This is a genomic window from Pseudomonas sp. OVF7 (genome assembly GCF_030644265.1).
In the GTDB taxonomy this organism is placed as follows: domain Bacteria; phylum Pseudomonadota; class Gammaproteobacteria; order Pseudomonadales; family Pseudomonadaceae; genus Aquipseudomonas; species Aquipseudomonas gorinensis.
In genome coordinates, this window is the sequence record NZ_CP128996.1 from 1,199,753 (window position 1) to 1,213,255 (window position 13,503).

Genomic DNA, 13,503 nt, shown 5'->3' on the forward strand with positions numbered 1-13,503 from the left:
CCCTGGAGCGAAGATGGACATCAAGCAGCTGAAATTCCTCATCGCCCTCGACGAGACCCGTCACTTCGGCCAGGCAGCAGCGCGTTGCCATATCACCCAGCCGACCCTGTCGATGCGCCTGCGCAGCCTGGAAGAAGAACTCGACCTGCCGCTGGTCAATCGTGGCCAGCGCTTCGAGGGCTTTACCGCCCCCGGCGAGCGAGTACTGGCCTGGGCGCGCACGGTGCTGGCAGCGTATGACGGCTTGCAGGCCGAAGCGGCGGCCTGTCGTGGCAACCTCGTCGGTACGTTGCGCCTGGGGGTGGTGCCGCTGTCGAGCTTCGATCCGTTGGCGTTGATGCAGCAACTGCATAAGGAACACCCGAGCCTGCGCTTTGAGCTTTCGGCCCTAAGCTCCGAACAGATTCTGGAACAACTGGCGAGCAATCGCCTGGACCTCGGCGTGTCGTACCTGGAGCGCCTGGACAATGAACGCTTCGACTCCCTGGCGCTCGGCGAAACCCGCATGGGCCTGCTCTACGACCAGCGCTATTTCAGCTTCGGCGACACACCGCTGAGCTGGGAAGCGTTGATCGAACTGCCCCTGGGCATGCTCACCAGCGGCATGCACTTTCGCCAGTCCATCGACCACAACTTCCACAGCCGGGGCCTGCACCCGCAGCCGCTGTTGCAAACCGATGCCGTCCATCAGTTGTTACAAGCGGTACACGGCGGGCTGTGCTGCGCGGTAATGCCCTTGGACGGTGGCCTGGATGCGCTCACCGAGCACTTGCGCCTGCAACCGATCGAAGACGCCCACACCCTCGCGCGCCTGGGGCTGATCATGCGTCGCAGCGCGCCCCGTTCGGCGCTGGCGGAAGCCTGTTTTGCGCTGTACCAGAAATTGCTGGCAGAGCATTGATCGACGTCATCTATCGGCAGATCAGTACTGGCAATTAGACGCGACGCTTTGTCGCGCCTAGTCTAGACACTGATCAATCCGCCGGTGGTACTGCCCCATGAACGCCAAGCGCCCAGTCTGCGCGGCGCCCGCCCCTGAAACGTCCGCGCCCGCCGCCAGCCAGAGCTACCAGTTCTGCAACCTCGAACACACAGAGGCCGCCAGCACGGCATTGGCGGAAGAAGTGGCGCTGGCAATTGCCTATAACGACATCAGCCAGGCAGTCATGCTGGTGACGCCCACTGATCTGGAAGACTTTATTGTCGGGTTCAGCATGGGTAGCGGCATTATTACCGACGTTGGCGACATTTATGACCTGAAACTCAGCGGCTCGGGCGCCACTCAATACGCTCAAGTCCAAATCTCCAGCCGCGCGTTTTGGAACCTCAAGCAGCAGCGTCGCCAATTGGCGGGCACCAGCGGCTGCGGTTTGTGTGGCGTGGAAGCCGTGGAACAGGCACTGCCAGACCTCCAAGTGCTGCCCGGCGCCCCCTTGCCGCCCGCCGCATGGCTCGACGGCCTGCGCCAACGCATCAGCGCCTTCCAGCCTTTGGGCCAATACAGTGGCGCCGTGCACGCGGCCGTGTTTATGAACAATCAGGGCGAACTGTTGCTGGGCCGCGAAGACATTGGCCGGCATAACGCCCTGGATAAGTTGATCGGCGCCCTGATCCGCCAAAAGATCCCGACAGCGGGTGGCCTGGCAATTGTCACCAGCCGTTGCAGCCTCGAATTGATCCAGAAAGTCCTGCGCGCGGGCATCCAGACCCTGGTCAGCCTGTCGTCGCCCACCGGCCTGGCCTTGCAATGGGCGCGCCGGCACAACCTCAACCTCATCCACCTGCCGCAGAAAAGTGCGCCGCGGGTCTACAGCCCTGCGATGGAGTACCAGCCATGAGCAATCACCACCAAGCCGACCAAACCCCAACCCCGCGCTACAAGCCCTACAAAGGCCCGGCGGGTGGCTGGGGCGCGTTGATCAGCGTGGCGCAGGCGTGGCTGACCAGCGACAACGCGCTGAAAAACATCCGCATGATGCTCAAGACCAACCAGAACGGCGGCTTCGACTGCCCGGGCTGCGCCTGGGGCGACTCGCCGGAAAGCGGCATGGTCAAGTTCTGCGAAAACGGCGCCAAGGCCGTCAACTGGGAAGCCACCAAGCGCCGTGTCGACGCTGCATTCTTCGCCAAGCACAGCGTCACCGCGCTGCTGGAACAAAGCGACTATTGGCTGGAATATCAGGGCCGCTTGACCGAACCGGTGCGCTATGACGCCGAGACCGACCGCTACAAACCCATCAGTTGGGACGCAGCGTTCGACCTGATCGGCAAGCACCTCAACGCACTGCCCAGCCCTGATATGGCCGAGTTTTATACTTCCGGCCGTGCCAGCAACGAAGCGGCGTACCTGTATCAATTGTTTGTACGCGCCTACGGCACCAACAACTTCCCGGACTGCTCGAACATGTGCCACGAAGCCAGCGGCGTGGCCTTGGCGCAAAGTGTAGGCGTCGGCAAAGGCACCGTGACCTTTGACGACTTTGAACATGCCGACGCGATTTTCGTCTGGGGCCAGAACCCCGGCACCAACCACCCACGCATGCTCGAACCGCTGCGTGAGGCCGTGAAACGCGGCGCCCAGGTGGTGTGCATCAACCCGCTGAAAGAGCGCGGCCTGGAACGCTTCCAGCATCCGCAGCACCCGCTGGAAATGCTCACCAACGGCGACAAGCCAACCAATACCGCCTACTTCCGCCCGGCGCTGGGGGGCGACATGGCCATCCTGCGTGGCATGGCCAAATTCCTGCTGCTGTGGGAGCGCCAGGCCCAGGCTGAAGGCAAGGAAGCGGTGTTCGACCACGACTTCCTCAACGAGCACACGACCAACGTGCTCGATTACCTGGGCCAGATCGACGACACCTCCTGGGATGAAATCGTCGCGCAGTCCGGCTTGCCCCTGGTCGAGATCGAGCAAGCGGCGCGCATGTACGCCAAAGGCAAGAACGTGATCATGTGCTGGGCGATGGGCATTACCCAGCACCGCCATTCGGTGCCGACCATCCAGGAGATCGCCAACCTGATGCTGTTGCGCGGCAACATTGGCCGCCCAGGCGCCGGCCTGTGCCCGGTGCGCGGTCACAGCAACGTGCAGGGCGACCGCACCATGGGCATCAACGAACGCCCACCGGTGGCGTTCCTCGACGCCCTGGAACGCCGCTTCCAGTTTCAGGTGCCACGTACCAACGGCCACAACGTGGTGGAAGCGATTCACGCCATGCTCGAAGGTCGCTCCAAGGTGTTCATCGGCCTGGGCGGCAACTTCGCCCAAGCCACGCCGGACAGCCCGCGCACCTTCGAAGCACTGCGCAATTGCGACCTGACCGTACAGATCAGCACCAAGCTCAACCGCAGCCACCTGACCCACGGCAAAGACGCACTGATCCTGCCGTGCCTGGGCCGTACCGACATCGATATCCAGGCCGAAGGCCCGCAGGCCGTGACCGTGGAAGACTCGTTCAGCATGGTCCACGACTCCAACGGCCAATTGCAGCCGCTGTCGAAACTGATGAAATCCGAGCCGGCCATCCTCGCCGGCATCGCCGCCGCCACCCTGGGCAGCAAGCCGGTGGACTGGAACTGGCTGGTGGGCGACTACAGCCGCATTCGCGACCTGATCGCCGACACTATCCCAGGCTTCAAGGACTTCAACGAACGCCTCAAGCACCCGGGTGGCTTCTACCTCGGTAATTCCGCCGGTGCGCGTCGCTGGAACACACCGTCGGGTCGCGCCAACTTCCGCCCGAATATCCTGCCCGCAGACCTGATCCACGAACGCACCCACGCCACCGGTCGCGTGCCAGACCTGATCATGCAATCCATGCGTTCCCACGATCAGTACAACACCACCATATATGGCCTGGATGACCGCTATCGCGGGGTGAAAGGCCAGCGTGACGTGCTGTTCGTCAACGAAGCCGACATCATCCGCCTGGGTTTCAAGCCGGGGCAGAAGGCTGACATCGTGTCGTTGTGGGAGGACGGTCGGGAGCGCAGGGTGAAAGGCTTTACCTTGCTGGCGTTTGATATTCCGGCGGGGCAGGCAGCTGCCTACTACCCGGAAGTGAACCCGCTGGTGCCGCTGGAAAGCACGGGGGATGGCAGCCATACGCCAACGTCGAAGTTCGTGGCGATTCGTTTGGAAGCGGCAAGTGACAGTGGGCTGATCATGGCCCGCTCGGCCTGACGAGAATCCGGACACAAAAAAGGCCGCTTTTGCATAAAAGCGGCCGTTCCGAAGTAGCTAAAGACCCACAAAAATTACTTAAGTTCCCCTGCTAAAACAGTAACTTATGGAATTGTGCACAACTCGTGTTACTGGTCGGATTTCTATTGTCACAATGTCGATACAGCCTCAGGATCGCGCCGTCATCCTCTTGAGGTCTCTCTATGAAGTTCTCCTCGATTCTCTTGTTGTCCCTTGGCCTGGTCAGTGGCGCAGCCATGGCCGGTGGCACCACCGAAGCCGGTGTGGGCGGCGCATTGGGCGGGGTACTCGGTTCGGTTGTGGGCCAGCAGGTCGGCGGTAACACCGGTTCGGCCATTGGCGCAGCCCTGGGCGGTGCGGGCGGCAGCGCGGTGGGCGCCGACAAACGCAGCCGCGGCGAAGCCGCTATTGGCGGCGCTCTGGGCGCAGCCGGCGGCAACGTGGTAGGCCGCAGCATGGGCGGCACCACCGGCAGCCTGATCGGCGCAGCTGCCGGCGGCGGCGCGGGTGGCGCACTGGGCAACTACATGGGCAACAAGAGCGATGACGACGACCGCCGTTATCGTGGCCGTGACGACCGTCGCTACTACCGGGATGGTCATCCTGGCCGTGGCCATGCCTATGGGCATCGCAAGAACAAACATCACTACCGTGATTGATCAGGTCTAGAGAACATTGAAAAAACACTGTGGGAGGGGGCTTGCCCCCGATGGCGAGGATTCAGTCGATTAATTTCTGACTGATACACCGCCATCGGGAGCAAGCCCCCTTCCACTCTATGCAAAGTCAGGCCACCAACCCCTGCAACGCTTCGCGTAATCGCCCCGGAATCGTCACCGGCTGGTTCGACCCACGATCCACGAACACATGCACGAAGCGTCCCGCCGCACAGGCCTCCTCTTCGCCCGCCTTGAACACCGCCAACTCATACTGCACTGAACTGTTGCCCAACTTGCCTACCCGCAGGCCGATTTCTATACGGTCGGGAAAAGCGATCGACGCAAAGTAGTCACACGCCGAACTCACCACGAACCCCACCACTTCGCCATCGTGAATATCCAACCCGCCCTGCTCGATCAGGTAGGTATTCACCGCCGTGTCAAAGAAGCTGTAGTAGGTCACGTTGTTCACATGGCCATACACGTCGTTGTCGTGCCAGCGCGTGATGATCGGCTGGAAGTGACGGTAATCGACGCGTTGGGGCGTTGAGTCGGGCATGGGCACACCTCATGAAAGTGGGTTTACAGATCATTCAAATGGGCTGCTGCCCATTCGCGCACTTCGGCGTAGGGGTAGTCTTCCAGCGCTGCAAACCCCGGAATGCCCCGTGCCTTCAACTTGGTGAACAACGGCACGCTGATACCGCCCAGGAAGCGCGTCAGCCGCTCCGCACCAGGCAAGTGACCGGTGTGCTCATGATGCCTGTGGATAAAATCACCGCACAGTCCCATGAAGTTTTTATCCACAAGCGGCGGCAGGCTCGGCGGCGCCGGCAAATGCGCGACATGACCGTGGCACACCGAACAATGCCCGCAACGCTGCGGCGCATTCTCATCACCAAAATACTGGGCGAGGCGTTGCCCCAGGCAATGATCGGTGGCAAACAGGTCGAGCATGGCGTGAATCCGTGCAACTTCTCCCACCTCGTGCTGCTTGAAGCCTGTGTATAACTCAGCACTCAGTGCCTGTGGATCAAAGTCGGTATTGAGCAGGCTATAGACCTCAGTCATCTGCTTGCTTTCCAGCTCGATCAGGCCCTGTTCCTGGAAGTAATCCAGCGCCTTCACCACCCGATTGCGCTCGGCATTGTGCTGTTGATACAGCGCGTCGAAATCCACCGTCGCCCAGGTTTTCGCACGTTTGCACACCTGGACGATCGCCGCGACAAACTGCTGGCGCTCGCCGGAAAAACGCGCCAGCAAGGCGTCGGGCTCTATCAGGTACTTGAAGCGGTACTCGGCATAAAACGCATAGCGCGGGGCGATCACGCCCTTGAGCTCCAGCTGGACCAGCAACGTCTTGAGCGGCAGCTCGCGGATGTTGCTGTGGTCCGACAGTGAACGCAGCAGGAACTCCCACTGCCCATCGCTGCGCACCGCCTGCAACTCTTCCAGTACACGGCGAATCCCTTCCTGCTCGGGCGTGTCGCCATACACAAAGTTCTCCAGCACATTGAGGCTGTCGCGGTTGGCCAGTACCAGGCAATCGGACGGCTGCCCATCGCGCCCCGCACGGCCGATTTCCTGGCTGTAGTTCTCGATGGACTTGGGCAGGTCGAAGTGCACCACATTGCGAATGTCGCTCTTGTCGATTCCCATGCCAAACGCAATAGTGGCGACGATGCAATTGGAGCGCCCCTCCATGAAGCGCTGTTGGATGCCCTCGCGCTTATCGTGGGGCAAACCCGCGTGATACGCCTCGGCCTGGATGCCGTTGCGGTTCAGGTGCTCGGCAATCTGCTCGGCGGTTTTCTGCAAGGTGACGTAGACGATGCTCGGCTGGTTGGCGCGTTCGCCCATCCACTGCACCAACCGCCGACGCTTGTCTGCGCCCGCTACCGGCTCCACCAGCAGGTTGAGGTTGGGCCGGTAGAAGCCTGTGGTGACCACGTCGCCTGGGGCAATGGCGAACTTGGCCTGCATGTCGGCAATCACCTTGGGCGTGGCCGTGGCAGTCAACAGCAGCGCTTGTGGGATATTGAACTGGCGCTGGTAGTCCGGCAGCTTCAGATAGTCCGGACGAAAGTTGTGACCCCATTCGGAAATACAGTGCGCTTCGTCCACCACCAGCAACGAGATCGGCACGCTTTGCAGAAAGTTGCGAAAGCGCTCGTTCTTCAAACGCTCCACGGAAATCATCAGGATTTTCAACTCGCCCGAACGCGCACGCGCCATCACGTCGTTGGCGTCATCGCGGCTCTGGGCCGAATCGATACTGCCGGCCGAAATGCCATGGCGTTGCAGGAACCCCAACTGGTCCTGCATCAGCGCCAGCAACGGCGACACTACCAACGTCAGGTGCGGCAGCAATACCGCCGACAGCTGGTAACACAGGGACTTTCCCGACCCGGTAGGGAAAATCGCCGCGGCCGAACGCCCGGCCAGTACGGCGCTGACGGTTTCTTCCTGGCCCGAACGAAACTGTGGATAACCAAAGACCTGCTGGAGGGTGTCGTGCATAGCTGTCACTCCATTGACCGCTGAAGGTGGCTCAAAAACAGAGCCTGGGATATTCAGCGAATCGAGAAAGGTCGTGAGGAAAAAAGAGACAGGATGATACACAGGGTGCAGCAATCGCCTTGGGCCAAATGCGACAAGTTCGACTGGGTCTGCAGGAACGCCACAAACCAAATGTGGGAGAGGGCTTGCTCCCGATGGCAGTAGATCCGTCAGTTATGAGTAACCGATCCACCGCTATCGGGGGCAAGCCCCCTCCCACATTTTTAGAGCTGCGCTACGGCTGGATCAGCGGTTTTGCACCCGCTCGATGGCCGTGTCATACACTGGATTGGCCTTCTGCTCCTTGGCCAACTGGTAATGACGCAACGCATCCGCGAACTGCCCCGCCGCTTCGTAGATCCGCGCGATGTTGTAGTAGGCACCGGCCCGCACGGTTGCGGCATTGGCGCCGCTCGCCAGGGCGATGGCCTTGCGGTTGGCCCAGATCGACTCGGCGGTGTTGCCGGCTTTCTGATACGCCAGGCCCAGGTTGCCGTAGGCTTTGCCGAAGCCGTTGTCCAGCTCGATGGCCTGACGGAACAGGTCGATGGCTTCATCCAGCTTGCCCGCCTGGTAGGCCGCCTCCCCTTGCAGGTTCAGACGCTTCGCATCCGTTTGTGCGGAAGAGCTGACAGCCACGGCTGCCACCGCGACGCTGTCATCCAGCAACGGCTTGACTTCGTTGAGCACATCCTTGGCGTCCACATTCACACCGCTGAAGGTGTTGATGTCCTGGAAGTCACCGCTGCCCGTCATGCGGAACACGGTCCACAGGTTGCCACTGCGGTTTTTCGGCACGTAGTAGGTGCGCACCAGGGACTGGCCCATATACACGAACACCTTGGCTTCGCTGTTGGAGAGTTGGCGCGAACCCGGGTTGGCGATGTTGGTGAAGTCATGCACGGCATATACGTAGCTTTCGCCGTAGTGTTTTTTCTGCAGGGTGATGGTTTCCGGGCCGTAGCTGTCGACGTCATCCACGTCCAGCTCGGCATCGGTACCTTTCTGATTCTCGAAATAGATATTGTTGCCAGGGAAGATCATATGGGAGTCGAGGTCTTCCGGGGTCTTGCCCCAGGTCAGCACCACACGCAGGCCGTCGAGGTTTTCCATCACTGGGCTGATGGCGTAGGTCATGCCTTTGCACGGGCACTTCACCACCAGGTTTGAGTAGCCGGGCTTCTTGATGATCAACAGGTTGCTGGCATCATCAGCGGCTTCGCTGGTGAGGGTCACCTGGCCCTGGGCGTTGGTACGGCCTACCACGTTCTGCGCGCCGTTGCGTTGCAGCAACACTTCGGCGTCGGCGATTTTCTGATCCTTGACCACTGCGCTGAGCACCTCGATCGGCAACTGCTCGGCCTGGATCGAAAACGCCACTGCGCACAAAGACATCGCCGAAGCGACACGAAGCAAACCCATGCTTAACTCCCTTTAAGTAGTGGACGGAATCGTCCTACAAGATTTTGCGGTGAAACATACGCTGAATTCAGCACGCCGGCGGACTTTTTATACAAAATGTGACGTGGTTTTTATCCCGCCTGCCCGCTGACGCATTGCGCTACAATCAAACCTTGCTACCCAGGAGTACGCTGCGATGAGCGAACTGACGTTTGAGCAAAAACAGGATCACTATCACAAGATCCGCCGTTCCAATTACCTGGCCAGCCTGCGCCTGGAAGGGTTCGACACCCAACCCGCCGATGTCGACAAACCCCTGCCGACCCGTGAAGCTGTCCTCGCCAAGTACCGCAACACCCCACGCTGATGCTCGACAAATACGGGGTGGGCCAGGATCCGTACTGCTACCCCGGTAGCAGCGTCCTGCGCAACCGCCTCGATTTGCACGATGAAGCGCGCCTGCACCAGGCCGAGCGGGAATTATCCGAAATCGCCGTAGGCGGCCTCCCACTCTTCCCGCCGCCCTACGATCTTGAACGGCTGCAACACATCCATCGCACCCTGTTCGGCGACATCTACGACTGGGCCGGTGAACTGCGCAGCGTCAACATCCAGAAAGGCGACACCCTGTTCTGCACCCCGGAACGCATCCCACCAGAAGCCGCGAAGATCATCCGGCAGATGGCCGAGGCAAACTGGTTTATCGGCGAGAGCCAAACCGAGTTGGTGAGCAAGGTCGCCGAGGCCTATGGCGACCTCAACGTCATCCACCCCTTCCGCGAGGGCAACGGCCGGGCGCAGCGGATTTTGTTTGAACAGATCATCGTGAACGCGGGATATTCGGTGAACTGGTGGCTGGTCAAGCACGCGGCATGGATACCGGCGAATATTGACGCGGTGGCGTGTGATTATCGGGGCTTGGAGGCGATTTTCGAGCGGTGTATCAGCAGGCCTGCAGGGCAATGATCGTTCCACACACTCAGCATGGGAGCGCCGCCTGTGACGCTCTGCGTCCCGCCATCCGCGCACGGCTTGAACCCTCGGCAGGGGTGGATGCATTCCCACGCGGGAGCGCGGGAACGGTCTGATCAACGATGACACGGTAAACCAGAAGAAACGCGGCAGCGTTGAGTTCTTCGCGTGCCGCTCGCACCTACAATTGAGCAGCTTGGCCTGTTGAAGCATTGCTAAGTCACCAGTGCCAGAAACGGTTGTAGGAAACCTCCAAACACCGCGACATCCTCTTCCCAAACTGCTTCAAATACCCGTTCAACCCTCTACAGAAGTTACCCGTAGCTGAATGAAAATAACGCCCTCTCAACTGTTTCGGCAGAAACCCGTGAACATCGAAAGGACTCAACACATCGGCCACTACGGGGTCATCTTCACCGTGATGCGCTTTGCAGAGGTGCCTGGCAATAGCCATGTCCTGGTCGGCCCTGAGCGATCACTCTCTACCTTCGTCCGACAATACCAAGGTGGGTGAAACGATGACCGAATACTCTTTTTGGATCTTCCTCATCACCCTCGTCTTACTCGCCGTATTGCTCGACAGAAAGATGAAGCGTCCTGCCCTCAGAACGTGGCTTGGGTTCGCCCTGATAGTGACAAGCCCAACACTTCTGTTTGGCGCCACGCGCTGGGTAACCGAGCTACAATTCGACAGCATTCCGGTGCTCGCTTTTAGCTACGGCATTCGCTTGCTGGTCACTCGAAACAGTTACCGCCTCCAACGCAACCCTCCCCCTCACCCACTCCTGCGTGCCCCCACCATGAACCTCGCCCCCAACTTCCCCGAAGACCCCGTGATGCAGCAGCTCCTGCAACTGCTGCACGAAGAAATCGGCCTGCCGAAACACAAGACCATCCGCCTGCAAACCTCACTCAATTTCGACCTGGGCTGTGACGGCAGTGAAGCCAAGCAACTCATGGAAGCACTGGAGCAGGAATTTGCCCTCGACCTGGGCGACTACGACACTTATCGTTACTTCAACCCACCGGTCTTTGACGTGTTCCTCAAGCGTCGAGCCAAGGGGCGTGGCGAAAAGGTCCCGCTGACCATCGGCATGCTCTACCTGGCGATCAAAACCCACAGCTGGGATACGCAGACGCTGGAAAACCTGAGCTGAGCGACCGTCGACTCCAGGCACACCATTGGATCTGCGCTAACCTGGCGAGCCGCGCTCAAAACAACAAGGACCTTACATGGATGTAACAATGGGCCTGCTGGCCGCCCTGCTCTGGGGTGGCACAGACTTTCTCGTGGGCCTTAACGCCCGGGCCGTGGGCGTTAAACGCGCGGTGTACTTCGGCCAAGCCCTTGGCTTCCTGATCATGACCCTGCTGCTGGTGATCTTCCCGGCCTTGCTTCTCAAGGCCCTGAACGCCTCCCTGAGCACCTGGCTGCTGGGCATTGCTGCCGCGCTGTTCACCGTCTCCGGCGCCCTCGCCCTGTCCAAGGCTTTCGCCTTGGGCAAAGCCGCCATCGTCGCGCCGCTGGTGACGTCCTACGGCGTCGTCACTACCCTGCTGTCCTGGGCGAGCGGCGAACACATCAGCCTGATCCAGCTCAGCTGCATTGTCCTGTGCGTCATCGGTGTAATCCTCTCCAGCATTCACAAGGACAACGGCGTCCCCCACAGCACGTCAAACCGCTCCATCGCCTACGCCATGCTCGCGGCGATGCTGTACGGCACCAGTTTCTGGTTGCAAGGCCGCTACACGCTACCGACGCTGGGAGCGATCACCATGCTCTGGCTCGGCTACCTGGTGGGCCTATGCGTGCTGGTGGTGATGGTGCTGAAGATCAAGGATGGCCTGAAGATCCCGCCGTTGAAAAACTGCGCGGCGCTGACCGGCGCGAGTGTGATGAACCTGGGTGGTTTCTCGGCGTTTTCGTGGGGGGCGATGGCAGGGTCGGTGTCAGTAGTGACGGTCATCAGTACGTTATCAGGCGGGATTGCGGCGATCCTGGGGGTTGTGTTTTTCAAGGAACGCTTGTCGGCGGTGCAGGTGCTGGGGGTTGTGCTGGTACTGGTCGGGGCCGTAGTCCTGCACCTTGCGCAATGATCAGCGCCCACAAAAAAGCCGCCCACTGGGGGCGGCTTTTTAACAGCGGCTGACTCTTACAACTTCGGACCCGCAGCCTTGATCGCATCACTCACTTCAAACTTCTTGAAGTTCTCGATGAACAGGCCGGCCAGCGCCTTCGCTGCCTCGTCGTAAGCCGCCTTGTCAGCCCAGGTGTTACGTGGGTTCAACAGGCCAGTCTCAACACCCGGTACCGCCAACGGCACGTCCAGGTTGATGGTGTCGAGGTGCTCGGTTTCAACGCCGATCAGCGCGCCGCTCTGGATCGCTGCGATCACGCCGCGAGTGGTCGGGATGTTGAAGCGCTTGCCGACGCCGTAGCCGCCGCCGGTCCAGCCGGTGTTGACCAGGTAGACCTTGGAACCGAAGCCGCGGATGCGTTTGATCAGCAGCTCAGCGTACTCACCGGCAGGGCGTGGGAAGAACGGCGCGCCAAAGCAGGTGGAGAAGGTCGACTTGATGCCGCTGCCGGAACCCATTTCGGTCGAGCCCACCAGTGCGGTGTAGCCGGACAGGAAGTGGTAGGCCGCTTGTTCTTCGCTGAGGATGGACACTGGCGGCAGTACGCCGGTCAGGTCGCAGGTCAGGAAGATCACCGCGTTAGGCTCGCCACCAAGGTTCTTCTCGGAACGCTTGGCCACGTGCTCAAGCGGGTAGGCCGCGCGGCTGTTCTGGGTCAGGCTGACATCGGAGTAGTCGGCGTGCCCGGCCTCGTCGATGACGACGTTTTCCAGCACGGCGCCATGCTTGATGGCTTTCCAGATAACCGGCTCGTTCTTCTCGGACAGGTCGATGCACTTGGCATAGCAGCCGCCTTCGATGTTGAACACCACGCCTTCGCCCCAGCCGTGTTCGTCGTCACCGATCAGGTAACGGCTTTCGTCGGCAGACAGAGTGGTCTTGCCGGTGCCGGACAGGCCGAAGAACAGGGTCACGTCGCCTGCTTCGCCAATGTTGGCGGCGCAGTGCATCGGCAAAACGTCGGCAGCCGGCAGCAGGAAGTTCTGTACCGAGAACATGGCTTTTTTCATCTCACCGGCGTAGCGCATGCCGGCGATCAGCACTTTTTTCTGGGCGAAATTGAGGATCACGCAACCGTCGGAGTTGGTGCCGTCACGCTCTGGCACGCATTCGAAGTTGGCCACGTTGAGCACTTGCCACTCGTCACGGCCGGCCGGGTTGTACTTGGCCGGGTTGATGAACAGGCAACGACCGAACAGGTTCTGCCAGGCAGTCTGGGTGGTCATCTTCACGGCCAGGTAGTGGTCTTCGGAAGCCCCTACATGCACGTGGGAAACGAAATGCTCTTGCGCGTTGTTGAACGCCTCGACACGCGCCCACAGGGCGTCGAACTTGTCGGCCGGAAACTTGCGGTTGATCGGGCCCCAGGCAATGGCGTCCTGGGTGGAAGGCTCTTCAACGATGAAACGGTCGACTGGCGAACGGCCGGTACGGTGACCGGTTTCTACGACCAGCGCGCCAGTATCGGCAAGCACGCCTTCACCGCGCTGCAGGGCTTCTTTGACCAGATCGTCAACACTCAGATCGGTGTATACGGCGTTATTGGCTTGCGTCATGAGGTTCCCCGTC

12 protein-coding genes are annotated in these 13,503 nt (G+C 60.5%); 8 read left to right on the plus strand and 4 right to left on the minus strand.

Annotation, left to right across the window (positions count from 1 at the left end):
- The first annotated feature begins 13 nt into the window (after positions 1–13).
- From QU606_RS05330 to QU606_RS05345, 4 genes are all read left to right on the plus strand, one after another.
- Positions 14–901 (plus strand): LysR family transcriptional regulator, encoded by an 888-nt coding sequence (locus tag QU606_RS05330; RefSeq protein ID WP_024072817.1) that lies wholly within the window; start codon positions 14–16, stop codon positions 899–901.
- Positions 902–998: 97 nt separating this feature from the next.
- Positions 999–1,838, plus strand: coding sequence for a formate dehydrogenase accessory sulfurtransferase FdhD (fdhD, locus tag QU606_RS05335; protein WP_024072816.1), 840 nt, complete (start codon positions 999–1,001; stop codon positions 1,836–1,838).
- Positions 1,835–4,183 carry an FdhF/YdeP family oxidoreductase gene (locus QU606_RS05340; RefSeq protein ID WP_024072815.1) on the plus strand — a complete coding sequence of 783 codons (2,349 nt, stop codon included), beginning with the start codon at positions 1,835–1,837 and terminating at the stop codon, positions 4,181–4,183. The genes fdhD and QU606_RS05340 overlap by 4 nt, the downstream gene beginning before the upstream one ends.
- A gap of 203 nt (positions 4,184–4,386) precedes the next feature.
- Complete coding sequence (locus QU606_RS05345; protein WP_017848563.1) at positions 4,387–4,863, plus strand: YMGG-like glycine zipper-containing protein; 477 nt, start codon at positions 4,387–4,389, stop codon at positions 4,861–4,863.
- 127 nt (positions 4,864–4,990) lie between these two features.
- Here QU606_RS05345 and QU606_RS05350 read toward each other — a convergent pair whose 3' ends face one another.
- The 3 genes from QU606_RS05350 to QU606_RS05360 form a co-directional block, all read right to left on the minus strand.
- Complete coding sequence (locus QU606_RS05350) at positions 4,991–5,422, minus strand: thioesterase family protein (RefSeq protein WP_193690072.1); 432 nt, start codon at positions 5,420–5,422, stop codon at positions 4,991–4,993.
- A gap of 23 nt (positions 5,423–5,445) precedes the next feature.
- Entirely contained in the window at positions 5,446–7,383 is a 1,938-nt protein-coding gene (locus QU606_RS05355) for an ATP-dependent DNA helicase RecQ (RefSeq protein ID WP_304998179.1), read from the minus strand.
- A gap of 285 nt (positions 7,384–7,668) precedes the next feature.
- Positions 7,669–8,844, minus strand: a complete 1,176-nt coding sequence (locus QU606_RS05360) for a tetratricopeptide repeat protein (protein ID WP_024072812.1) — start codon at positions 8,842–8,844, stop codon at positions 7,669–7,671.
- 175 nt (positions 8,845–9,019) lie between these two features.
- Between QU606_RS05360 and QU606_RS05365 the strand changes: the two genes are divergently transcribed.
- The 4 genes from QU606_RS05365 to QU606_RS05380 all read left to right on the plus strand — a co-directional run bounded on the left by QU606_RS05365 (position 9,020) and on the right by QU606_RS05380 (position 11,892).
- Positions 9,020–9,190, plus strand: a complete 171-nt coding sequence (locus QU606_RS05365) for a YhfG family protein (protein ID WP_003236014.1) — start codon at positions 9,020–9,022, stop codon at positions 9,188–9,190.
- Positions 9,190–9,789 carry a putative adenosine monophosphate-protein transferase Fic gene (locus QU606_RS05370; RefSeq protein WP_024072811.1) on the plus strand — a complete coding sequence of 200 codons (600 nt, stop codon included), beginning with the start codon at positions 9,190–9,192 and terminating at the stop codon, positions 9,787–9,789. Before QU606_RS05365 ends, QU606_RS05370 begins: the two co-directional genes overlap by 1 nt.
- An 806-nt stretch (positions 9,790–10,595) precedes the next feature.
- Positions 10,596–10,952, plus strand: coding sequence for a DUF1493 family protein (locus QU606_RS05375; protein ID WP_017848567.1), 357 nt, complete (start codon positions 10,596–10,598; stop codon positions 10,950–10,952).
- 88 nt (positions 10,953–11,040) lie between these two features.
- The gene (locus QU606_RS05380) at positions 11,041–11,892 is read left to right on the plus strand and encodes a DMT family transporter (protein WP_304998608.1); all 852 of its coding nucleotides are present in this window, start codon (positions 11,041–11,043) and stop codon (positions 11,890–11,892) included.
- Between the two features lie 56 nt (positions 11,893–11,948).
- Here the strand turns inward: QU606_RS05380 and QU606_RS05385 are convergent, their stop codons facing one another.
- Positions 11,949–13,490: a phosphoenolpyruvate carboxykinase gene (locus QU606_RS05385; protein WP_024072808.1), complete on the minus strand. Its 1,542-nt coding sequence runs from the start codon at positions 13,488–13,490 to the stop codon at positions 11,949–11,951.
- Between the last annotated feature and the right edge of the window lie 13 nt (positions 13,491–13,503).